The following is a 22,533-nucleotide window of genomic DNA, read 5'->3' as shown; positions in this document are numbered from 1 at the left end:
AAGAATATCTAGATTCTCCTTAACCTGTGCGATCGCTTTTTGTGTTTTCCGATAGGAACTTCAGTACATGCGATCGATTTACCAAGACGATTGGTTAATTTAGTGATGGGCATCACTTGCAAAATGTATTGACTTAGCTACAATATTGCCAACATTTTTTTAGTTAGGGGTAACGGGAAAAATGGTTTTGGCAGTAGGAAGACCTGCACCCTGGTTTGTGGCGGCTTCGACGACGAATCCTAACTTTTATTTTGATACGATCGCTGGGCGATACGTTGTACTCTGTTTCCTTAAATCGTCTCACGATCCAGCCAGTCAAAAAGTGCTGGGTGACTTAGCTATATACCGAGAGTTCTTTGATGATAAATTCTGTTGTTTTCTTGGTGTCAGTACCGATCCAGCCGATAAATTCCTATCTCGACTAAAAGGTCAACTGCCGGGGATTGATTTCTTTTGGGATTTCGAGCAAAAAGTCAGTCGCTTATTTGGCGTAGTCGATCGCGATGATACGTACCACTTATGTACCTATATTTTTGACGAGCGGTTGCGAGTACTGGCAGTCGTACCATTTGCTGATGCGCCCGAAAATCATGTGACTCAGCTAGTCGATTTCCTCTCACAGTTACCAAAACTCGATGCTCGGGGCATGGCTGCCGTGCAAGCACCTGTTTTAGTCGTACCTCGCGTCTTTGAAACTGGGCTTTGTCAAGCGTTGATTTCTTACTACAAGCAGCATGGTGGGGAAGAATCAGGGTTTATGCGAGATGAGAAAGGAGTGACTGTACCGATTGTCGATCGTAGCTTCAAGCGGCGGCGAGACTGCGCAATTGAAGATGAAGATCTGCGCAATGCAGCCATGTTTCGCATTCACGATCTTTTAGTGCCCGAAATTTACAAGGCATTTCAGTTTAAGGCAACGCGCATTGAACGGCATATGGTGGCTTGCTATGACAGTGAAAGTGGAGGTTTTTTTAAGGCACATAGAGATAACACAACCAAAGGCACTGCTCATCGCAAGTTTGCGGTCTCGCTCAATCTCAATACTGGGGAATATGAGGGAGGGCTACTCAAGTTCCCAGAGTTTGGATATCAAACTCACACGGCTCCAGCAGGCGGTGCAATTGTATTTTCATGCTCGCTGTTGCATGAGGCTACGCCAGTTACCAAAGGGCGCAGGTACGCTTATCTCCCCTTCTTATACGATGACTCTGCTGCGAAGATTCGAGAAGTGAATCGAGAATTTCTTGGCCCAGAAACCAGGTAATCTCGACAACTATTTCTTGTCTTCCTTCGTCTATTTTCCCAGGTAGGCACATGTGAATTAGATATGCCCAGAACGACAAATCGACGGCGAAAGAGACTATTGAGTAGAGTTGTCAAAGTAGAACGAACGGTCAGGGTGTAACCCACAACAAAGCATGGAAACCTTGAAAAAGCTTGATATTGGCTACGGTTATACGGCTGATGGTGGCAAAACATATCCGTTTCGTGGCAAAGCGATCGCTCTGATGCCTACTTTTGATGAGGTGATGCAGTCGTTCCCCAATCGAAAACTTCTGGTCGATCAAAAAGATGCATTCGAGCGAACCATAAGGTTGCTGGCTAATTCGCTCAAAAAATATCCCGTGCAACAGCGTCAAAATATTTATCTGTTTTCGGGAGACGAACAATATGCACTGCTAAAGCAAGAGATTCCAGAGATACAAAAAATTTTCCCTACGCGCAAAGAAGCTAAGGAGTGCGTAAACCAATACGTCAAAATGGTGTTTTCTGGTAACATTTCTTCATCTTGTGGTAGATATGCGATCGGGATACCTGTAAGCTATCTTAAATATGCACCTGGTTGGCCTGGATTGTTTCTGACTCAAGCTCGATGGGCAAACCTGAAGGTCTATGTTATAGATGTGGATACGACTGACCGAGAATATGGGATTCAAGCCCCGTCCTTCTAGGACGGCTTTTCCTGGTTCCTGATGTATTCCTTAAGTACTTCCAGCGGCGCACCGCCTACGGCTATCGCGAAATAGCTGGGACTCCAAAGCGCTTCCTTGTGAGGCTTTGGTAATCCAGCTTGGCCATAGCGACGGCTGGATACCCCCTTCAGAGCATTCACAATTTGAGACACAGACAGCTTAGGTGGATACTCAATCAAGGCGTGGACATGATCCCCTTCCCCATTAAATTCAAGAATTTGGAAATCCATTTTCTTGGCAACTTCGTGAAACGACTTCTCAATCAAATCAAGCCCCTTCGCTGTGAACACAGACCGACGATACTTCGTCACACAGACCAAGTGAATCTTAAGGTCTGTAACGCTATGCCGCTCTCTCCGAAATTGGGTTGCCATTTGGTGTAGACCAATCTATAATCAAGTAACAGACCAATTCTAGTATAAGTCATGAAAGCTAGGTATCAATACCGTTTTTACCCGACAGACCAACAACGCCAGAGTCTCGCTCAGGTGTTTGGTTGTGTGCGGGTGGTTTGGAATGATGCCTTAGCTATTTGTAAGCAGGCTGAAAAACTGCCCAGCAACAACGACTTGCAAAAGTTGGTCATCACTCAAGCCAAGAAGACAGAGGGTCGGGAATGGCTGGCAACCGTTTCTAATATTCCATTGCAGCAGTCGGTTTCCGATTTAGGTGTTGCCTACAAGAACTTTTTCGACTCGCTCAAGGGCAAGCGGAAAGGCAAAAAAGTCGGTTCTCCCAAGTTCAAAAAGAAGGCTGGTCGGCAGTCGGCACGATTCAGGATGGGCGGATTTTCCATCAAAGGGGATGCAGTCTACCTTGCCAAGATTGGCGACGTTAAGCCCATCTGGTCAAGAGAATTACCATCAGAGCCTAGCTCTGTCACGGTAATTAAGGATGCTGCAAATCGCTATTTTTTGAGCTTTGTTGTAGAGATTGAGCCTGTTCAAGTTGATGCTAAAAACCACAGCATCGGCATTGATTTGGGCATCAAAACCTTTGCAGCAATGAGCAACGGGGAAATGGTGAAAAGTCCAGACTACTCAAGGCTGGACAAGCGATTGAGACGCAAACAGAAGCAACTTGCCCGTCAGGTAAAAAGCTCTAAACGTCGGGAAAAGACGCGGATTCAAATCGCCAAATTGCATAACAAAATCGCAGATACCCGCAAAGATTTTCTGCATAAATTGTCTACCCGTGTGGTTCACGAAAACCAAGTAATCACGCTGGAAGATTTGAATGTGTCGGGAATGGTCAAAAATCGCAGACTCGCAAGAGCGATTAGTATGCAGGGATGGCGGGAATTTCGGGTGTTGTGTGAGGCAAAGTCGGAGAAGTTGGGTCGCGTCTTCAATGTCATTAACCGTTGGGAGCCAACCTCTCAAATCTGCTCAAATTGCGGCTACAAATGGGGCAAGCTGGATCTCTTGGTTCGGTCTGTTCTCTGCATCAATTGCGGGGCGGAACACGACAGAGACGAGAATGCCGCCAGAAATATAAACAAAGTCGGGATAGGGCATTGCCACGACTCTAAACGGGCACGGATCGACCGTAAGACTACTTCGGTAGCAAGTTGAGATGATGTGTCAAGAATCACCGTGGCTTCAGCCCGGTGAGTATGTCAAATTATTGCTCCACGCTTGAGAACTTATAGCGGTTTTCAGCTCGAAAAGAGCAGGGGGGTTGGGGGCCTTGCCCCCAAGAAGGGTTTCTACCCCTTCACCCCGTCAATAAAACCCGTTCTCAAGTGAAAACCGCTATTAGTTTATGGAAGTTCTGGTTAACTATATCAACTATGGAATTCAAAGACGGCGTAAAAACTTTCCATGCTCAATCCAGGCAGGAATGGCGCGATTGGTTAGGAGCAAATCACCAGTCGGAAAAATCTGTTTGGCTGATTATCTACACGAAGGATAGCAAAGTCCCAAGTGTTTATTATCCAGAAGCAGTTGACGAGGCACTATGTTTTGGATGGATAGATAGCAAGCCAAACAAACGCGACGATCGCAGCTATTATCAGTTTTTTGCTAAACGGAGTCCCAAAAGTAACTGGAGCAAGGTTAATAAAGAAAAGGTGGAAAACCTAATCGTGCAAAATCTGATGGCTCCGGCAGGATTGGAAGCGATTGAAATAGCTAAGCACAATGGCACCTGGACTGCGTTAGATGCAGTAGAAGATCTGATTATTCCTGACGATTTGCAAAAAGAGTTCGATCGCAACAAAACAGCCTGGGAGAACTGGGAAAAGTTCCCGCGATCGTCTAAGCGCGGTATTTTGGAATGGATTGTAGGTGCTAAGAAACCGGAAACGAGGCAAAAGCGAATTAACGAAACCGTTAGATTGGCAGGCGAAAATATTAGAGCAAATCACAATTACTAAAACTAATGAAAAAGCTAATAATTCTTTTGGTTCTGGGCTTTGTTGGTTGGCAAATATACGCTAGATCTAAAAGCTTTCTCCCCTTCACCAACCCGATCGCTAATAATAAGCAGTCGGTATCAAATACCGCCAAGCCAAGCCCAAGCTTGCCAAAAGACACAAGTCCGTCGTCAGTTTTCAAATGCGATGGAAGAACTTATTGTTCGCAGATGACATCCTGTGCAGAAGCAACGTTCTTCCTTAAAAATTGCCCGAATGTGAAGATGGATGGCAATAACGATGGCATCCCCTGCGAGAAGCAGTGGTGTAGGTAAGGTAGATATCTTGACCTCGCCATCGGTCTGGCATAGTAAAATTTATTAAATGGAAATGGGCAAAAATATAAAGTGAAATAGCTGGGATGCAAACTCAACAACGCTACTACACGCCACAAGAGTATTTATTACAGGAAGAAGTTTCTGAGTTTCGCAGCGAGTATCGAGATGGGGAAATTGTGCCGATGACGGACGGATCGATTGATCGTAACCAGATTGCTGGTAATGTCTATGCCTATTTGAAATTCATGCTGCGCAAAACAGACATTAAGCCGTACATTAACGATCTGCGTCTGTGGATCCCTCAGTATCGACAATACACTTATCCAGATGTGCTTTTAATCCAGGGACAACCAGTTTTGTACGAGCAACGTACGGATACGATTTTGAATCCTTGTTTGATTGTTGAGGTTTTGTCTAAGTCTACAAGGAACTATGACCGTACTGAGAAATTTCGTTATTACCGTTCTGTTGTAGAGATTCGAGAGTACATATTGATAGACCAGTATGAAATTGGGATCGAGCAGTATGTAAAACAGGAAGATAATTCCTGGTTATTTCGAGCTTATGAATCTGATGCTGAGAAGGTGGCTCTGGCTACTATTAATCTAGAGATCGCGATCGCGGACATATACGAAAACGTGACGTTTGAACTAAAAGACGACAATCCCATGCCGTTCTGAACTAATCATAACGTTATGATTAGTTGCCAACTCTCTCTGGAGAAGGCTTGTTGTGGTAGGGAGGCACTGCCCCTACAGTCATGGTGATTTTTTATGGAAATTAGGCAACTGGGGGATTTGCGATCGGCAGGGTGAACCAGAACTGAGAGCCGACGTTCACTTCGCTCTTGATGCCTATGCTGCCGCCGTGGGCATCGACGATCTGCTTGCAGATGTAAAGACCGAGACCGAGACCGAGCGATCGCCTTTTACTTGCCCCTTGTGCGTATAACTCAAACATACTCTCGCATTGTTCTGGCGATACGCCAGTTCCGTTATCTTCGACCGTGCATATCAACATTTGGGGTGGGGCTTCTACTTTATCCTCTGTAGTGTGGGGATGGGCAGTAATTTTAAGGTTTAGGTTGGGAGCATTATGTTTGACGGCATTAGCGATTAAGTTTTGGAAGACTCGACCCACCTGTAAAGCATCCACATTTACATTCGGCAAATCGGGGCTAACCTGGTTGAGTAGCGTAGTGTGATTTTCCCGAAGAATAGGTTCTAAATCGTAAACTGCTCCCTGGACTATTTCGCTTAGTTTAACAGGTTGACATTTGAGAGCTATCCCCTGGATGTCATTGGCATGGGATTCCAGTAATGAGTCGATCAGGTTTAATAGTCTATTGTTGCTTTGGGTCATGCGTTCTACGACCCCGCGATTTATGCTGATTTTATCGTCAGACTCCTCTAAAAAATTCTGTAGCACCATATTCATTCCCGTCACTGGGTTGCGCAGGTCGTGGGAAACGGCATGGAGAAATACCCATAAAGCTTTCTCAGCACGCTTGCGTTCTTCGATCTCTTGTTTGAGGGAAAGGTTAAGTTTTTGGATGGTTAAATGGGTTTTCAGGCGCACCAAAACTTCCTCGCGATCGAAGGGTTTAGTGATATAGTCCACAGCGCCGAGATTAAAGCCCCTTACCTTATCGATTGTGTCGGCTAAGGCGGTCATAAAAATTATCGGTATCTCAGCAGTATCAGGGGTTGCTTTCAAGCGCTCGCACGTTTCAAAACCATCGATGCCAGGCATCATGACATCAAGCAGAATGATATCAGGTCTAGCATAGGGAATTTGCGCGATCGCGCTTTCCCCATCTTCCGCAACAAGGGTTTTGTAACCAAACTCGCGGAGCAAACTAACCAGAACGCTGAGGTTATTAGGGTTGTCATCTACAACTAAAATGGTACCTGGAGTGGATTTATTGTCGAGGTTGGACATGGTTGGGTAAGTTCAGTTCAGGTTAGAGTTTGAACAAATTGTATGGGATGTAGAAAAAATTTAGAATTGCTAAACCAGCGATTGTAAAAATTGTAATTTGCATTCCCAACACTCGCCCTGGGAGATTTTTGGATAGAAGGCTGTATGCATGAATAGATCGCCCTAAAATAAGCGCAATCCCTAAGGCATGGATAACCCAAATGTTGGCACGATTGTACTCTAAGGTAAATAGAAGTAGTAAAGCGATCGGAATGTATTCAGTGGCATTAGAATGGGCTGCTCTAGCAATTTGTAAATCCTTGTTGCCGCCATCGCCGTACAATATTTTGTTTTGCCCGCGTTCTTTGATGACGTTTAAGGATAGGTAAACGATCAGAAGGGCTGAAAGCGATGCATATATTGCTGTAGTCATTACGATCTCCCTGTAAAAATTTAGTTTTTCTCTGTCAAATAACTTTTCAAGAGCGCTTGAATTTGCTTAATTTGAAATCCTTTGGATAATTGCTTGAGTTGCCTTGCGAACTCCCTGAATCTATCATCTTGTTGCTCGATTTGAATCGCTCGTTCTTCGATCCCGATCGCATCGCCCATCATGGCTAACTGTAGTAAGTTGTTAAGGGTTTCTGGATCTGGGATGTCATTAACGCGATCGCTAGATGGTGAAATTGTTTGCGTAGTGTTGCGCTTGTCCGATCCTCGATCTGCTGCTAAAGGCGTTGCATTCTGTTCCGGCGCGTATTCCCACTCTAAACCCAAGTGGGTTTTGATGCGATCGAGTAAAGTTTCCTCGCTCACCGGCTTGGGGATAAAGGCATTACAGCCCACATCAAGGCTGGCATCCTGATCGCAGCCAAATACGCTGGCAGATACAGCAAAAATGACCGTGTCTTGGAAATCTGGGATCTGACGCAGTTGACGGGTGGCCTCAAAACCGTCCATCACGGGCATGACTAAATCTAGCAGGACGAGGTCTGGTTTAAACTCGATTGCTTTCTGGATGCACTCTGCACCGTCGATCGCCTCCATCGTCTCGAACCCCAAGGGTTTGAGCAGATTGCTTAAAACTAAACGGTTCGCTCGCTTATCATCGGCGATCAGAACTCGGAGCGCGCCTCGATCCGGGCTTCGCTTATAACTCGCGATCTTTCTCTCGCGATCGCCGTTGAAATCCGTGAATTTGTCGTCTGTCTGTAAATCTAGATCGAACCAGAAGCTGCTACCTTGGTCTAAAGTGCTGCTGACCAGAAGCTTGCTATTCATCATTTCTACTAATTTTTTACTGATCGCTAAACCCAATCCCGTACCCTCTGTCATCCGCCTACTATCGCCTACCTGTTGAAAGGGGAGAAAGATAGCTTCGAGTTGATCGCTACTGATGCCGCTGCCTGTATCATCAACCTGAAAGCGTAATTCGATTGCATCAGGGCTAACAGAGTTCAGGACGCTGACTTGAAAGTGTACGTGACCGCGATCGGTGAACTTAATAGCGTTACCCAGGAGGTTAATTAAGATCTGACGCAGTCTTTGTTCGTCGGCATTAACGCCTGTAGGCAATCGATCTGGTACTATGTACTCAAAGGTGATACCTTTTTGCTCGGCTCTGATCTCGAAAATGTTAGCGATACTATGGAGAAAACTGCGGAGGTTAAATGTATGGGGGTGTAACTCCATGCGCCGCGCTTCAATTTTGGAAATGTCTAAAATATCGCTGATGAGCGTTAGCAAGTGTTCGCCGCATTGTTGAATAATGTTTAGCCCTTCTTCCTGCCGATCTGATAGATTGGGATGTCGTTTGAGGATTTGAGCGTAGCCAAGGATGCCATTCAAGGGAGTCCTTAGCTCGTGGCTCATGTTTGCGAGAAATTCGCTCTTAGCACGGTTAGCTACCTCAGCCGCTTCTTTAGCTTTTTGGAGCGCGATCTCAGCTTGCTTGCGATCGCTAATATCTTCGGAAATACAAATGAGATAAGCTTCTTGCCCATTCTCATTGAAAACAGGAACCTTAAGCGTCCTCAGTACTAAATGACCCTTTTCCATGGTGTCCAGTACTGCTTCGGGAATTTCAACGATCTTGCCTTTCTGGATTGCCTCCAAATCGCCCTCGACAAAGAACTTTGCTTGTTTGGGCGAATAAAACTCCTCTGCTCGTCGCCAGTAGATGGCTCTTTTGGTGATGCCAAACATGTCTTCGCTGGCTTGGTTCCAGATCTCAGTGCGAAAATCGTTGCTGGCATCTTTAACATAAACTGCGAGGGGAATATTTTCGATAATATTATCCAGAAATTTTTGCGATCGCCATAGCTCCATTTCCAGTTGTTTGCGATCGCTAATATCGTTCAGAATGCCCAGGAGATAAGGCTCGTCATTTAATTCGATAATTTCACCGGAATATAAAACAGTTCTCGGTTCCCCCGATTTGGTGTGGAACGTATATTCGCGATTGCGTACCGAGCCAGTTTCTTTGAGTAGTTGGAATACTTCTTTGCGTTCGCGCTCGTCTTCCCAAATATCTAATCTTAAGGAGCCACTATCAGCTTCTTCGGTGCCGACGTACCCAAAGAACCTGAGAGCACTATCGTTAACCTCTACGACTTGACGGTCTTTCATCCTGACGATGCTGGTGGGATTGGGACTGGATAAGAATATCTGGGCAAATTTTTTCTCTGACTTGCGTAACTCCTGCGTTCTTGCTTCTACGCGCATCTCTAATTCTTCATTGGTTTGCGCCAGATTCTGAAATGATTCGCGCAACTGCGCTGCCATTCTATTAAAGGAATGGGATAGCAGTCCTAATTCCTTAATTTGAGGTACTCGAACAAATTGATCTAGTTGGCCGTTGGCAATCGCTTCTGTAGCTTGGATTAACTTTTGAATTGGTTTACTAATCAATCGGCAAGTTACTATGCTAAAGAACATAGATATGCCTATGGATATGAGGCCAAGCACGGCAGCCTGTTGGCTATTACGCCAGGAAAGCCAATTTGTCAGACCTACTGCTAAAATCATCTGCAACAGGAACGGTACCACTAAGAAGAGGCACAGTGGCAGGTGATTGGGGTGAGAATGGCTGCGGCTGTGTGTATTTCCCATAGATCGCTAAATTTCTAAGTTTTTTCTGCGTTGGTTTGCGGTTCTGTGCTAGTTTGCATTTAGAGGATGTTACGTACTCAAGCTAATCATGAACTTACCCACAAGCGTTCCCCAAATAAAGATTTTGATTGTTGAGGACGACCCTCTGATTCAACTTGGGTTAGAACAAGCATTTTCTAAGTATCCTCAAGCCACGGTTGTAGAAGTTGTAGGTGATGGTTACTCGGCTGTCAGTGCTGCGATCGCGCACAAACCCGATGTCATCGTCATGGACATAGGCTTGCCCCGCCTGGATGGGATTGCGGCAACGCAAAGGATAAAGGCGGAGCTACCAAACGTGCATGTAGTCATGTTAACTTCACATACCGATAGTACGGAAATTGTGGCAGCACTGTCGAGTGGGGCGGAGGCTTACTGCATTAAGGGCACGAGTATGAATCGGTTAATGGCAGCGATCGAGGCCGCCTATGAAGGTGCTACCTATTTGGACCCGCAGGTGGGCAAAAAGATTTTTGAATATCTCAAGCCCCCCATGCCATCAACGGGCTTTGGGGAGCTATCGGAGCGCGAGTTGGACGTGCTGAGACTAATGGTAGATGGTAAGAGTAACCCTGAAATTGCGGCGGAATTGTTCCTCAGTACCAACACGATTAAAACCCACGTACGCGGCATTATGAATAAATTATCGGTTGACGATCGCGTCCAGGCGGCTGTAGTCGCACTGCGTAGTGGTTTAGTTTAGCCAGAACTTCGCGACGGTGCCGTATAGAACTTTTCGAGGCCGACTAACCGCCACAGCCAGCGCCAGCGCACTGCCATTACTAATAAAACCAGGACACCGCAGATCGCGGACGTAATTTTGCCAGAGTGCGTGGACTCAAGACTGCCGAGATAGTGCGACCCGATCGCGATCGTATGGATGGCAGCTAGTAAAAGTGCGGGGACGGCTAAGAGATGCAGCGATCGCCAGTGTTTCCCAAGTTTCTGTACCATCCAGTCAGAACTGGTGATAGCCGCTGGGGTGATGAGTATGAGGGCAGTTAGACCGCACCAGATCGCGCACTGGTGTGTAGGTAGCATAAACTCCAGGACTTGCAGTTTCCAGTTAAAGGTATGCTCTAGCATGTGGATTGTATGGGCGATCGCGAGGACAAAAGCACCTACACCAATGGCACGACGGTAACGGAGGGGATGGGACCACAGGTTTGCTAAGGGGCGAGCAACCAGGGCTAGCATGAGTAGAAATAGAGAAGCGTGTCCTGTGTAGTCAGTTTGATTTGCCGTGCGCGTTAGCGTGAGAATGCCGATCGCTAGGGTAATCCAACCGCCCAGGCGAAATAGCTGGCTGCGTTTGTCTTTGCTCAGCAAACTGGCCGACACTCCCACTCCCACCATAGCGGGCATCGTCCCCAAACCGAAAGCCAGCATGGTCATGGCACCTTTGAGCATATCGCCCGTTTCTGCTGCTTTGATCTGGGCAATGTAGAGAAAGCCGCAGGGAATCAGACCCCACGCCATGCCCAGCAAACCAGGTGTCCACCAGGAGGAACTTAGTGAGAGTTTAACCATCGCAGTACTGAGCTTTTGATGGAGATTGAGGTTTTGGATAGGATGGGGTAAGGGAATTCGCGGCAGAAGTTTGGGATCGATCTGGGCAATACCCAGCCATATCAATAAAATTCCCGTGAAGATAGCCAGCCCTTGCCTTAACGAGCTATCAATCCCTGCTAGTTGTCCGCCTGCAACCAGGACGGAGCCTAGACCCCCGATACCCATGCCTGCCAGGGCATAGCTCAGAATGCGCCCGAGGTTGAGCGTGGTATGGAAATAGAGATAGTGCCGCCAATTATGGGTTGTTTGTTGTGGCGATCGCGATGCTTCTGACTCCTGTTGACCCGATAGGGAAAATGCCACAGTTAAGGGGCCGCACATGCCGACGCAGTGTCCAAAACTACCCAGAAAACCCAGTGCAGCAACTAGGAGCAGATCTAGCATACCTAGCCTCGATCTGACCTCAACAACCAAATCGCACCAACGACAACCCCAGCCGTAAGCAAGATCCCTGTAGGGACTATCCACCAGAGGGGAGTATTTGAGTCGGATTCAGTTTGTCTGGATACTTCGCTGAGTTTTTCTGCCTTATTTCCCGATTTGTTCTCTGTTTCCGCTGGTTTTTGTTCGGGTTTGGGCGACTCTTTGGCTGTCTCTACTTTTCCCGCTACTACTACGTCATAACTCAAGTTAAACGGGGAAAATTTAGCACCGGACTTGGGGCTGCCGCTGAGTTCGAGTTTATATGCTCCCACATTGGGAAAAGTTACTTCTGCACCGGGGATACCTTGATATTGTTCTACTGCGATCGCTTTGAGGGGTGGCTCTACTAGAGGTTTATCCGTTTGCTTGCCTGTATATACTTTGAGCTTGCAATCGCATTCTGACAAGGGAATTACCTTTCCCCCTTTTTCAGTAAGCGCGAACCACACCTGCGTTGGTTCTCCCGCTTTGGCGCGATCGTCTGGCTCTATATGCAGGGTGGCACCGACTTCACCAGAGATTTCGACCTCATGGGCGTAGATGGGCGCAGCCACTAACAAAGCGGCTGCTAGCCATCCTATACCTGTAATTTTTGACATTGGGCTTTCTAGTTACTGGCTATGGCATGACTGCACCACAAGCTATTCTACGCTGTTGCCAGCAAACCTAGAACGATCGGCTTGCCATTTGCTCTTTGTCCAGGTTGTAAAAACTATAGTGGCAATTTGGTGGTGCTAATGGCGCGATCGCATGTTCTGTAAAATGCGGGAGTTCTGCCTAAAATACTAACCAAAAATCAATCTAAACTCTCTTAATCCAAATCCAGCCTGAATTTCTAACAACGTTTACGTTGCCAACTCAGACTGATATGCTGTATAGGCAGATATATTTCAGCCTATATCCCCAAATTTGGGATCTTAGGCAGAATATCGTCTGGCTATATGCCTCTATGGGTTAGTTAGGCAGAAAAAATTCAGTCTAAATAATAGTTATGCAGATTTAGCTCGTATTTTTGACTCACACCAGTTATGAGAATGAGGAATAAGTTTCGCTATTTAAAGATGAAATTTTCCCAGTTGATCCTTTACATGGTACTTTGCTCTTCTTTTGCACAATTTTGACGAGATAAAATCAATAGACTTTATCGGCAATAAGTTAAGACAGAAGCTGATACGATTGCTTTATGTCTAGAGGCAACCATGAAGCCATGCTGAGCTATAAAGAGCTACAAAACAAGCCGAGGATATTACAAAGTTTAACAGGACTAAGCTTGCCAGAATTTGAGCAATTACTCGGAAGCTTTGAGCAGGCATGGCAAGACTATCTAAACCAGCATTACAAGAAGCGGGACAGTCGAGTGCGCAGATATGGAGGAGGGCGCAAGGCAGAACTGCACGAAACGCAAGACAAACTGCTGTTTATCCTGTTTTACTTTCGACAATATCCCACGCAGGAGGTGCAAGGATATTTGTTTGGGATTGGGCAAGCGCAAGCGCATGAATGGATACATCGCTTAACAGGAGTGTTGAATCAGGCACTCGGAAAAAAAGGCACGACGGTGAAGAACAACATCATCAGCGAACGCATCCGCGGCGGGAAGGTAAAATATCTCTCGCAGACGGTAGCAGGCAAGAAGCATGACAAGAAACTGGCAGACGAAGAGGGGTATCAATTTCCAACAGGGAGTAGCCTGTGGCAAGATACGGGATTTCAGGGATATGCACCTGAGGGGGTAACTATTGCCTTGGCAATAAAATAGAATGCAATCTATAGAGCAGCATAAATAATAGATGGATGCTTAAAGTAACTCCTAATGTGGGCAGGCAATCTCTGCAATTTCTGCAGTTGAGATAGCAATCTATGTTTTAATTGACCCAGGTTTCGCGTCAGAGGTTTGGCGTGAACTCCCTGTTTCACATCACCATTGAAATACTCTACTGGATTCAACTGCGGCGCATAGGAAGGCAAATAAAATAACTCGATCTCCTGGGAGTGCTGTTCTAACCATTGCTGCACGGGGCGCTCTCGATGGACGGGATGGCGATCCACGATCCAAAACAGTTTGCTTGAACGCTTGTCAATCAACCGTTGCAGAAATTCAATAAATACTGGGGCTGTCAAGGTACAGGTGTAAAGCATAAATTGAATCGTGCCTTGATTACTGATGCTAGCAATGAAATTCAACCGTGTCCGCTCGCGTTTACTAGGACGAATTTCAGGGGGATGTCCCTTGGGTGCATAACCTCGCCCTCCATACTCATCAGAACTGAGTCCCGATTCATCTCCCCACTCGATTTCGGCACCTTCTGCTTGTGCCCGTTGCTCAATCGCGGGATATTCTTCCTGTAACCAGTGTTTCACGGCAGCGGGGTCTTGCTCATAGGCACGTTCGATCGGCTTCTGGGGGCTGTAGCCCCATCGTTTGAGATATTCCCCCACTGTGCGTATCGGCATCTCCACTCCTAATTCTTGCTCGATTAGTATTTGCACGGCTTGTCTAGTCCACAAGGCGCTCTCGATCTGGTATTCCTCCGGGCTGTGTCCCCGCAGCATTGCTTCAATCGTTGTTTCCTCTGAGGCACTTAAACTGCGCCCTTCCCCTACCTCTCGTCCTCGTCGCTGCTGAAACAGGGCTGCTTCTCCGTAATCTTGATACGCCCACCACCACTCCGTAATCGTGTTACGATGAATCCCCAGGTACTCACTAATATCACATACTCGTTTCCCTTGTTCTCGCAACCGGATCGCTTGCTGTCGAAGGTAATTTTGCGTTTCTATCGATAGGTGTCGGCCATCTGGTTTATCCATGTCAAACCTCCTTGTGCCTTTACTTCTATTATCCTATGCTTTCTTTTTCATTGCCGGAGCAATATATTGCAACCGAAGAAGAAACCGCGTGGAGGGGAGTTAACTACAGCCGCAAAGGAGCGTAATCGCGAGATTTCGAGTCAACGCATCATAGTTGAACATCATCTCAGTGGGGTGAAGCGTGCGCGCATCGTGCGCGATCCCTTCCGCAATCGCAAGGCACAATATGTGGATATAGTGATGGAAACTGCCTGTGGATTACATAACTTCAGGGTCACTCACCGCCAGGTGACGGCTGGCTAAATCCTCGCAGATAAAGAGGAATTGCGATTAAATTTTATCACTCCTATTTCCAATAAAGTCTAGTTTGTTCTGACTTAATTTCAAGACCAAGGTTTTCCACATCATTGAACAACTTCAGAAAGAATAAAATTGTTTCTACAAAAAAATCCGAACCTGCTTGAGCAACTTTCTTATCAAGAAAATCTTTCATTCCTGATTGTGAAAAATAAAAGGCACGTAGCCGATTAATGATGGCTTGAGAATAATCGAAACTGCCATTAGAAGCACATGATAGCTTCATCTTCTCATATGAGCTTTTCAATGTGGGTATCAAGCTATCTAAGGCGAACGCATATTCATCCTGAATTTCAATGGACATATAGATGTTTATTCAAAAAGCTTATTTGGAGTATTCCCTTGTAATGAGTTTTTCGAGACTGATCAGAATTTTGTGTAAGCGGTCTAGAATCACAAAAACCAAGGAGACCGCAACATGTTAAGAGGCAAACAAGCAACTAATCGTACAGATGAACTACTAGACGAGTTGGTGTCAGAGTGCCATAGCCCCGAGGACATTCTAGGAGAATCGGGCTTACTGAAGCAACTGAGTCAACGACTAATCGAGCGAGCGCTCACGGGAGAGCTGAGCCATCACCTCAAATCAAGCACGCCTAAGGGAGAGGAAGCGGTAGAAGACGAAGTTGTGCGACGCAACAGCCGCAATGGCTACTCGCAGAAGACGGTGCAGTCGCAACAGGGCGAAATGGAGTTGTCGATACCGCGAGACCGTAACGGCGAGTTTGACCCCGTGCTGGTACCGAAACACCAAAGGCGAATAGCAGGACTCGATGAGAAAATCCTGGCTATGTATGCACGGGGATTAAGCACCCGAGACATTAGTGCTCAACTCGAAGAACTCTATGGTGCCAAGATCTCCGCCGCACTCATCAGTGAGGTCACTGATGCAGTTAGCGACGAGGTCAAGGCTTGGCAGTGCCGTCCCCTGGAACCTGTATATCCCATCATTTACCTCGATGCCCTCTACGTGAATATCAAGGTGTCGGGTCGGGTGAGCAAGCGAGCGGTCTATGTCGTCTTGGGTATTACGGTTGAGGGCAACAAAGAATTGCTTGGGCTGTGGATTGGGGAGGTGGAATCCGAAGGCGCTAAGTTCTGGCTCAAGGTGCTGACTGACCTCAAAAACCGTGGGGTCAAGGACATTCTGATTGCCTGTTGCGATGGCTTAGTGGGATTCCCCCAGGCGATTGAGGCTGTTTTCCCGCAAACCCAGGTGCAACTATGTATTGTGCATCTGATCCGCAACTGTTTGCGTCATGTGCCCTGGAAAGACGCTAAAGCTGTTGTGGCTGACCTCAAGCCCATTTATCATGCTGCCACTTTGGCAGAAGCCGAAGCTGCGCTTGAGGCTTTTGCCGCCAAGTGGGATCGCCTATACCCCGCGATTAGCCAAATCTGGCTGCGCCATTGGCAGAACATTATCCCCATCTTTGACTATCCCATGGACATCCGCAAAGTCATCTACACTACCAATGCCATTGAATCCCTCAATCGCTCCCTGCGCAAGGTGATTAAAACCAAGGCTGTCTTCCCCGATGAGGAATCTGTCTTCAAGCTCATGTTCTTGGCCATGCATAACATTGCCAAGCGTTGGACTCGCCCCCTTAAAGATTGGAAGGCAGCGTTGTCATATTTTGCTATCCTATTCCCAGGACGTTTAAATTACTGACCTTATTTCTCGCTTACACAAAAATCTGAGCACTCTCGTTTTTCTAGTGCTGTACTACATTAATGAATTTTCCCGGAGTTTAAGCTGCTGGAGTTTCCGCAACAAGAAATTCTTTTTGGTAGTGCTCTCTTTTTTGAAAGGCTGCGCGAATCCGACCAATAAGTTTCCGAGCGACGGCAACGATGGCTTTGGTCTTTCCGGTTCTAGGATAAAGCCTCTCAAAAAAATCAGCCAGTGTTTTATCTTTCCCAATCGCTCTCCATGCGATCTCGATTAATATCCCTCTAACTCGACTATTGCCTTGGCGACTGATGTGACCTCGACGGATCGTTTCACCACTAGAATGTTCACTGGGGGTTAGACCTGTAAATGAGAACAACTGACGTTCATTCTTAAATTGGCACATATTCCCCAGTTCATTTGACAAGATCCGAGCAGACAGTGGCCCAACGCCAGGGGCGGAGCGGTAGGTCTTTTCGTTGGGGTCTTCTTTAGCTTGATGCTTCAGTTCTTCCTCAATCTTCTTAATTTCCTCATCTAGATTTCTCCAAACGCTCCAGTAGGCGTTAATCGCAATCGTTAATTCTTTTGATGGAGCATTTTCCAGAAGCTCATCGACGAGTATGTGGGTCATCTGGCGGGTCTCATCATCATCAATCAGCCCAAACTGGTGAAACTTCATCCTGATTTTGTTTTTGACAGCAGTGCGATCTTCGACAAGCTGTTGTCTGGTGCGACTCAGCAACCGATGGGCTTCTTCTACCTCACTGGGAATGCGGATTCCCTTTAATCGCCTTACTTCCAGCAGGGTGGATAATTTGAGCGCATCTCGTTTATCGGTCTTGACGCGGTCATTGACGGAAACTTCAACCCATGATGCATTCACCACTAGATTCTGGATTCCATGCTTCTTAAGTTCTCGATGTAGAACAAACCCTGAAAACCCAGCTTCATAGGCAGTATGGATGGTGGCTCCATCAAAATATTTAATGAGTTGTAGGGATAGAGTTTGAGGGGATGCTTACGAATTAGAGAGGTTAATACATTCCTACCTTCAGGTTCGCACCTTGTTGAGCGCTTTACAATCCATCATAGGAACAGCATGGGCGTGAACTAATGGGGTGAAAGTCCCCTGGAGGAGAACCAACGTCCAAATGCTCGTAAATTTTGGAGCCGAGTGACGAAAACTCCTAGCCAAAGGCAAGGGCGTTTCCGCGAGGAAAGGTCTGAAGGAAGCCAGCGGCAAACCTGCGAGCTGACGGACAGAAACGTCATAGAAGGCTGAAATTCCCGTGGCGAGTGAGCACAACATCACAAAGCCTTTTGGTTCGGGGAACACAGTAAATGACGCGGTTGTGCAGGGACAGTTCACGTTCTTATCTGGGGAGATCTGCTCAAACGGCGGTCTTTGAAGCTAAGGGAGTCTGATTGAGGTCTAGCTGGAAACGGCTAGGTAGCCACAGAACCCTAAGACAACTCAGACCGCGTGAGTTGCGGCAACGTTACTCATGATTGGGCAGAAGTCAGCAGATGCTATAGTAGCCAAACGCTCATCGTAATGGGTGAGACACGGTGAAGGGCTGAACCTTGGCAAGCAAGGAGGAGTTGCAAAGCTCGACTTGGTGATGAACCCGACCGGGGGAGCCATATTGTCGGCGCTTAATTGCACAACCAGCCTTGGATATCGGTTCTTTTGAGCCTAAATATCTAAACCTTTCTGGGGAAGCGCCCCGTGCGGAGCCGCACGCGGGGTGCTGTGGGGACTGGGGGAGAAAATCCCCTGGTTACCCGATTAGACGGGCTTGTATTTAAAAAGGTAAAAGGTGCGTGGGACGCACCCTACAAGATCGGCGATCGCACTGCATTTTAATTGTTAGCCTGTACCTTGCGACTTGTGCTGCTCAACCAACTCCCGCAAAGTAACAAAATCCTTACCAGTTTCAGTAACCCATACATACTCTGAAAGATTCTCACCATACTCAGGAATCTTGCTAACAGAGTTATCTTTTACTTCTATGTAACCAATATTGCGGAGGTGGCGAAGCTCACGATCTAAACCTCCATCAGGGTTCTTGTGATATTTTCCAAAATGACCTGACGCTATTTTCTTCAAGTTCATATATAGATCAGGACCCATTGAGAGTAAAAATAAATTGTCTACCTTTTCCTTGTTAGCTTCGATCTCAGCTTGAGCTTCTGTCAAATTATTCTCGGTTTTCTCTAACCTTGTGTTGAGATTGCTTAACTCAATCTGTAACCCGTCTTTGCCAATATTAGCTCTTATTATTGCTCCGGCAACCTGAGATATTACAGGAGATACGGTTGTTTCAAGGGTCACTACCTAAAAAATGCACGCTCTATCATTGCCGGAGCAATATGTCCTCAAGCCGAAAAGAGAAGATCAAGAGGGTTGTGATAACACCGATAGCCACAAGGAGATCTGTAGAAGATTGGCTGGTTAATAGCTTGATAAGCAGAACTATGTCAACTGTAGCTACTCCAATGAAAACCGCCCACGACTTAGCTGATGACATCATTATTGCTCTATAGCCTCATTTAATAAACTACTTAAATTTCTTCGATTTGCTTTTTTAGTTCTACAAAGCCATAAAGAACCATGGTACTAAATCAAGGATCAGATAATGCCTAAAGCTTCTTTGTATGCCGGAATAATGTGATTATCGGCAATTGCTCCTTTGTGATGAGTAAAGTAAATAGGCTCACCAATATGATGGTAATCAAGATCGGGAAGTAGAGAAGAAAAAAGTTTAGGCAGATTTTTTGTCTTTGCTAAAGACTTGCTAGTCGTATCATTTGAACCAGATGTTAAATCAATGCTTGCTAAAGGTAGGGTAGGAACAATATCCTCGCTGTTAGCAATACGAAAACATTCTAATCCTTCAAATCTCTTAGAAAAGTTGACACCTCCCGCCCTCGGATTAGCAAAAGCATAAAGAATGGGGTTAAAGGGGTTAATTTTTGCTTTAATATGAAGTGTTGATAATGTAGCTAAAGCTCCACCTAAACTATGGCCTGTAATATATACCGTAGCATCTGTAGGACATTTTTCAATAGCTTCCGTGGGCCATAGTCCAATAGTATGTTTAGGACAACCTTTAATTGCATTTTCTATACATTCTCGGATTGAAGGTATATCGTCCTCTTCTTTGACGGGATTTGACCCAATATCTTTACGGGTATAAATCTTATGAAATCCACGATGAACTTTACCTAAATCATTTTCTCCAAGGAAAGATTCACATCCAGGTTTAAATTGAGCATTAGTGATCCATTCTGCTGGGGTCATTGTTCCGCGAAAAACAATATAGACTGCATTACTCTCTTTATTGTAAGCAATAAATCCAAATGGAACCCTTTCTCTCCCTACGCCTCCTAGATCTCTAATGTCCGTCTTTAAGATTTCTCCTAACGTGAAAAAATATTCAGCAAAACCAAACCTTAACTTGATTTCATATGTTTTGCCGTCAACGGTTATTGAGCTTCTATCCGTGTCCCACTCCCAGTCAGGATCGCTTTGAGATCTATCAAATTCTTTATGAGCTTCTTCAATCAATAGAAGAAGCTCTTTAGCAATTTCTAGTTTGAAATTGGAGTTTTGTGGAATCTTAAGAATCATTTCAATTTTCTCTTCGATTGAATTTAACTGCATCTAACTCACTGTCTAACGGTCGAATTGAGCGGCAAAAGATCGTCCCACAACTCAACCCCGAAATATCACAATATTGTCCGCTCCAATGATGTGTGTACGCCCAGCATGGGCGTGAACTAATGGGGTGAAAGTCCCCTGTAGGAGAACCAGCGTCCAAATGATCAATTTACAGATCCGAGTGACGACCACTACTAGCTTAAGGCAAGAATGCTTTCGCGAGGAAGTGTTTGAAGGAAGCCGGATAGCAAACCGACGAGCCGACGAACAGAAATGTCATAGAAGGCTGAGACCCCTGGGTGAGTTGGCACAACACAACAAAACCTCTGGTTCAAGGGGCACAGTAAATGACACGGTTGCGGCGGGACAGTTCACGTTCTTATAGCGGTTTTCAATTGAGAACAGGTTTTATTTATGGGGTGAAGGGGTTTCACCCCTTCTTGGGGGCGCAGCCCCCAACCCCCCCTTATCGTTCCGATCTGAAAAGCGCTATATCTGGGGAGGTCTGTAAGGTTGCGGTTCTAAGAGTAAAGGGAGTCTGAATGAGGTAAGAGCCGGAAACGGTTAGGAAGCCACAGAACCCTAAAGCAAAAAGGACAGCCCACTAAGAGGGAACTCTTGGTGTCAAGCCTTGCAGAAGTCAGCAGAAGTCATAGTAGTCCAATCCAGGACGAAGGACAGAACATAATTGCCATAAGGAGGAGCAATGAACAACTCAGACGCATCGATGAACCCGACCGGGGGAGATGACGGATGGCGTGCTGACATAAAGCCAGCCTTAGACAACCTGATGGCGCGAATATTAGAGCGCAACAATGTGCAACAGGCATGGGGAAGGGTGAAATCGAACCAAGGAGCAGCCGGAATCGACGGTATGACTATAGGAGATTTCCTCGACTATGCAAGGGAGCATTGGACAGAGATTCGCGCTTCCCTGAAGGATGGTACGTATCAACCGCAGCCAGTGCGACAGGTAGTAATACCAAAGCCAAGAGGCGGCGAGAGAAAGCTAGGAATACCTTGTGTCATAGACCGGGTAATCCAGCAAGCCATTCTACAAGTGTTATCGCCAATGTTTGAGCCAGGATTTTCGGACTCAAGCTATGGCAGTCGACCCAAGCGATCTGCCCACGGAGCAATTCGGCAGGTAAAGTCCGCCATCAAAGCAGGGTATCAAGTTGCGGTAGACATTGATTTGGAGAAATTCTTTGACAATGTAGACCACGACATGCTGATGTCCCGCATTGCTCGGAAAGTAACCGATAAGGTACTTCTGGGTTTAATCGGACGGTATCTGCGAGCGGGAGTTATGGTCGGTCACACTTTCGCGGCAACGGATTGGGGCACTCCACAAGGGTCGCCACTGTCACCGTTGCTCGCCAACATCTTGTTGGATGACCTCGACAAAGAGTTAGAGGCAAGAGGACATCGCTTTGCTCGCTATATGGATGACTTGGTAATTCTGGTCAAAAGTAGACGGGCAGGGCAGAGGGTGTTGGCTAATATCAGCCGATACCTGAGCCAAAAGCTGAAGCTCAAAGTAAATCGGCAGAAAAGTCGTGTGGTCAGGACTGACAAATTAGAATTTCTGGGATTTACGTTCCGAGGAATTCGGATTTGGTGGTCAGACCAAGCCTATCGGGATTTCATACATCGACTGCGGGGCTTAACGTCACGTAGTTGGGGTGTTTCAATGGAGTACCGCATGGAACGATTGAACCGATACTTACGGGGCTGGATGAACTACTACGGCATTTCCCAGCATTACAGTCCAATTGAGCAGTTGGATGGTTGGTTGCGGCGACGGATTCGCATGTGTTACGGTCAACAGTGGCGCAGACCTCGCACTCGTATTCGCCATTTGCTTGCTCTCGGAACCAGTAAGCGACAGGCGATTTTGACCGGCATTAGTCGCAAAGGCTATTGGCGTTTGTCAAAGACTCTGGCAACCCATACGGGAATGACGAATCAGTGGTTACAGTTACAGGGTTGGCTTTCAGTGCGAGAACTTTGGATGAAAGTCCAGGGTTATGCCTGATTTTCTTGAGGTTTGTTTGCGCGGCGATTATGAACCGCCCGGTGCGGACCCGCATGCCGGGTGGTGTGGGAGGGAAGGGCTAAACACCCTTCTCGACCCGATTAGGCTGAGTATTATTGCTGTATATTTCAACGTTAACATTCTAAAGCAACACTCTTTTGTGCTTTGAGCCAAATTACCACCAAAATTGTATTACCAGTAATAGACCAAACTCGTCTAGAATTCTCGAAAGTAATTAACTAAAAGGATTTTGAGGTAA

At 46.3% G+C, this 22,533-nt stretch carries 23 protein-coding genes; 12 read left to right on the top strand and 11 right to left on the bottom strand.

Going from position 1 to position 22,533, the window contains the following annotated elements; genetic code table 11:
- The first annotated feature begins 181 nt into the window (after positions 1–181).
- Both PSE6802_RS0104630 and PSE6802_RS27785 read left to right on the top strand, forming a co-directional pair.
- Positions 182–1,264, top strand: coding sequence for a 2OG-Fe(II) oxygenase (locus PSE6802_RS0104630; protein WP_019498893.1), 1,083 nt, complete (start codon positions 182–184; stop codon positions 1,262–1,264).
- Between the two features lie 154 nt (positions 1,265–1,418).
- Positions 1,419–1,952 carry a PI-PLC domain-containing protein gene (locus tag PSE6802_RS27785; protein WP_019498892.1) on the top strand — a complete coding sequence of 178 codons (534 nt, stop codon included), beginning with the start codon at positions 1,419–1,421 and terminating at the stop codon, positions 1,950–1,952.
- On the opposite strand, the gene tnpA is transcribed toward PSE6802_RS27785, so the two are convergent.
- Positions 1,949–2,347 (bottom strand): IS200/IS605 family transposase, encoded by a 399-nt coding sequence (gene tnpA / locus PSE6802_RS0104620; protein ID WP_019498839.1) that lies wholly within the window; start codon positions 2,345–2,347, stop codon positions 1,949–1,951. The two genes, PSE6802_RS27785 and tnpA, sit on opposite strands and share 4 nt — an antisense overlap.
- Before the next feature lie 51 nt (positions 2,348–2,398).
- Here tnpA and PSE6802_RS0104615 point away from each other — a divergent pair, with 51 nt between their 5' ends.
- The 4 genes from PSE6802_RS0104615 to PSE6802_RS0104600 all read left to right on the top strand — a co-directional run bounded on the left by PSE6802_RS0104615 (position 2,399) and on the right by PSE6802_RS0104600 (position 5,347).
- On the top strand, positions 2,399–3,547 hold the full coding sequence (locus tag PSE6802_RS0104615) for an RNA-guided endonuclease InsQ/TnpB family protein (RefSeq protein ID WP_026103057.1): 1,149 nt from the start codon (positions 2,399–2,401) through the stop codon (positions 3,545–3,547).
- Between the two features lie 218 nt (positions 3,548–3,765).
- Positions 3,766–4,350 carry a YdeI/OmpD-associated family protein gene (locus PSE6802_RS0104610; protein WP_019498890.1) on the top strand — a complete coding sequence of 195 codons (585 nt, stop codon included), beginning with the start codon at positions 3,766–3,768 and terminating at the stop codon, positions 4,348–4,350.
- Positions 4,351–4,355: 5 nt separating this feature from the next.
- Complete coding sequence (locus tag PSE6802_RS35740; RefSeq protein WP_019498889.1) at positions 4,356–4,664, top strand: excalibur calcium-binding domain-containing protein; 309 nt, start codon at positions 4,356–4,358, stop codon at positions 4,662–4,664.
- A gap of 86 nt (positions 4,665–4,750) precedes the next feature.
- Positions 4,751–5,347 carry a Uma2 family endonuclease gene (locus PSE6802_RS0104600; protein ID WP_019498888.1) on the top strand — a complete coding sequence of 199 codons (597 nt, stop codon included), beginning with the start codon at positions 4,751–4,753 and terminating at the stop codon, positions 5,345–5,347.
- A 100-nt stretch (positions 5,348–5,447) separates the two neighbouring features.
- Here PSE6802_RS0104600 and PSE6802_RS0104595 read toward each other — a convergent pair whose 3' ends face one another.
- From PSE6802_RS0104595 to PSE6802_RS30780, 3 genes are read right to left on the bottom strand one after another with little or no spacing between them, the layout of a single operon-like run.
- Positions 5,448–6,608 carry a hybrid sensor histidine kinase/response regulator gene (locus PSE6802_RS0104595; RefSeq protein WP_019498887.1) on the bottom strand — a complete coding sequence of 387 codons (1,161 nt, stop codon included), beginning with the start codon at positions 6,606–6,608 and terminating at the stop codon, positions 5,448–5,450.
- 22 nt (positions 6,609–6,630) lie between these two features.
- Positions 6,631–7,020, bottom strand: a complete 390-nt coding sequence (locus PSE6802_RS0104590) for an MAPEG family protein (RefSeq protein WP_019498886.1) — start codon at positions 7,018–7,020, stop codon at positions 6,631–6,633.
- A gap of 20 nt (positions 7,021–7,040) precedes the next feature.
- Complete coding sequence (locus PSE6802_RS30780; protein ID WP_083901659.1) at positions 7,041–9,698, bottom strand: ATP-binding protein; 2,658 nt, start codon at positions 9,696–9,698, stop codon at positions 7,041–7,043.
- An 88-nt stretch (positions 9,699–9,786) separates the two neighbouring features.
- On the opposite strand from PSE6802_RS30780, the gene PSE6802_RS0104580 reads away from it, so the two are divergent.
- Positions 9,787–10,440, top strand: coding sequence for a response regulator transcription factor (locus tag PSE6802_RS0104580; RefSeq protein ID WP_019498884.1), 654 nt, complete (start codon positions 9,787–9,789; stop codon positions 10,438–10,440).
- On the opposite strand, the gene PSE6802_RS0104575 is transcribed toward PSE6802_RS0104580, so the two are convergent.
- Both PSE6802_RS0104575 and PSE6802_RS0104570 read right to left on the bottom strand, forming a co-directional pair.
- A complete protein-coding gene (locus tag PSE6802_RS0104575; protein WP_019498883.1) occupies positions 10,437–11,693 on the bottom strand; it encodes an urease accessory protein UreH domain-containing protein in 1,257 nt (418 codons plus the stop codon). The genes PSE6802_RS0104580 and PSE6802_RS0104575 overlap by 4 nt on opposite strands.
- Positions 11,694–11,695: 2 nt before the next feature.
- A complete protein-coding gene (locus PSE6802_RS0104570; RefSeq protein WP_019498882.1) occupies positions 11,696–12,331 on the bottom strand; it encodes a hypothetical protein in 636 nt (211 codons plus the stop codon).
- A gap of 584 nt (positions 12,332–12,915) precedes the next feature.
- On the opposite strand from PSE6802_RS0104570, the gene PSE6802_RS30775 reads away from it, so the two are divergent.
- Entirely contained in the window at positions 12,916–13,491 is a 576-nt protein-coding gene (locus tag PSE6802_RS30775) for a helix-turn-helix domain-containing protein (RefSeq protein WP_019498881.1), read from the top strand.
- Between the two features lie 8 nt (positions 13,492–13,499).
- On the opposite strand, the gene PSE6802_RS0104560 is transcribed toward PSE6802_RS30775, so the two are convergent.
- The gene (locus PSE6802_RS0104560) at positions 13,500–14,540 is read right to left on the bottom strand and encodes an IS630 family transposase (RefSeq protein ID WP_019498645.1); all 1,041 of its coding nucleotides are present in this window, start codon (positions 14,538–14,540) and stop codon (positions 13,500–13,502) included.
- Between the two features lie 66 nt (positions 14,541–14,606).
- Between PSE6802_RS0104560 and PSE6802_RS27770 the strand changes: the two genes are divergently transcribed.
- Positions 14,607–14,843, top strand: a complete 237-nt coding sequence (locus PSE6802_RS27770) for a transposase family protein (protein WP_019498880.1) — start codon at positions 14,607–14,609, stop codon at positions 14,841–14,843.
- A gap of 43 nt (positions 14,844–14,886) precedes the next feature.
- Here the strand turns inward: PSE6802_RS27770 and PSE6802_RS27765 are convergent, their stop codons facing one another.
- Complete coding sequence (locus tag PSE6802_RS27765) at positions 14,887–15,201, bottom strand: hypothetical protein (protein WP_019498879.1); 315 nt, start codon at positions 15,199–15,201, stop codon at positions 14,887–14,889.
- A 114-nt stretch (positions 15,202–15,315) separates the two neighbouring features.
- Between PSE6802_RS27765 and PSE6802_RS0104545 the strand changes: the two genes are divergently transcribed.
- A complete protein-coding gene (locus tag PSE6802_RS0104545) occupies positions 15,316–16,569 on the top strand; it encodes an IS256 family transposase (protein WP_019498360.1) in 1,254 nt (417 codons plus the stop codon).
- A gap of 79 nt (positions 16,570–16,648) precedes the next feature.
- Here the strand turns inward: PSE6802_RS0104545 and PSE6802_RS27760 are convergent, their stop codons facing one another.
- The 3 genes from PSE6802_RS27760 to PSE6802_RS0104525 form a co-directional block, all read right to left on the bottom strand.
- The gene (locus tag PSE6802_RS27760) at positions 16,649–17,536 is read right to left on the bottom strand and encodes an IS110 family RNA-guided transposase (protein WP_225902651.1); all 888 of its coding nucleotides are present in this window, start codon (positions 17,534–17,536) and stop codon (positions 16,649–16,651) included.
- Positions 17,537–18,442: 906 nt separating this feature from the next.
- Entirely contained in the window at positions 18,443–18,907 is a 465-nt protein-coding gene (locus PSE6802_RS0104535) for a hypothetical protein (RefSeq protein WP_019498877.1), read from the bottom strand.
- Positions 18,908–19,204: 297 nt separating this feature from the next.
- On the bottom strand, positions 19,205–20,239 hold the full coding sequence (locus tag PSE6802_RS0104525; protein ID WP_019498875.1) for a lipase family protein: 1,035 nt from the start codon (positions 20,237–20,239) through the stop codon (positions 19,205–19,207).
- Positions 20,240–20,396: 157 nt separating this feature from the next.
- Between PSE6802_RS0104525 and PSE6802_RS32475 the strand changes: the two genes are divergently transcribed.
- Positions 20,397–20,621, top strand: coding sequence for a hypothetical protein (locus PSE6802_RS32475; RefSeq protein WP_083901658.1), 225 nt, complete (start codon positions 20,397–20,399; stop codon positions 20,619–20,621).
- Between the two features lie 342 nt (positions 20,622–20,963).
- On the top strand, positions 20,964–22,274 hold the full coding sequence (gene ltrA, locus PSE6802_RS0104520; RefSeq protein ID WP_019498560.1) for a group II intron reverse transcriptase/maturase: 1,311 nt from the start codon (positions 20,964–20,966) through the stop codon (positions 22,272–22,274).
- Positions 22,275–22,533 lie beyond the last annotated feature (259 nt).

The organism is Pseudanabaena sp. PCC 6802 (genome assembly GCF_000332175.1).
In the GTDB taxonomy this organism is placed as follows: Bacteria; Cyanobacteriota; Cyanobacteriia; order Pseudanabaenales; family Pseudanabaenaceae; genus PCC-6802.
Note: the sequence above shows the minus strand (reverse complement) of the source record. Positions and strands in the feature narration are given on the sequence as shown.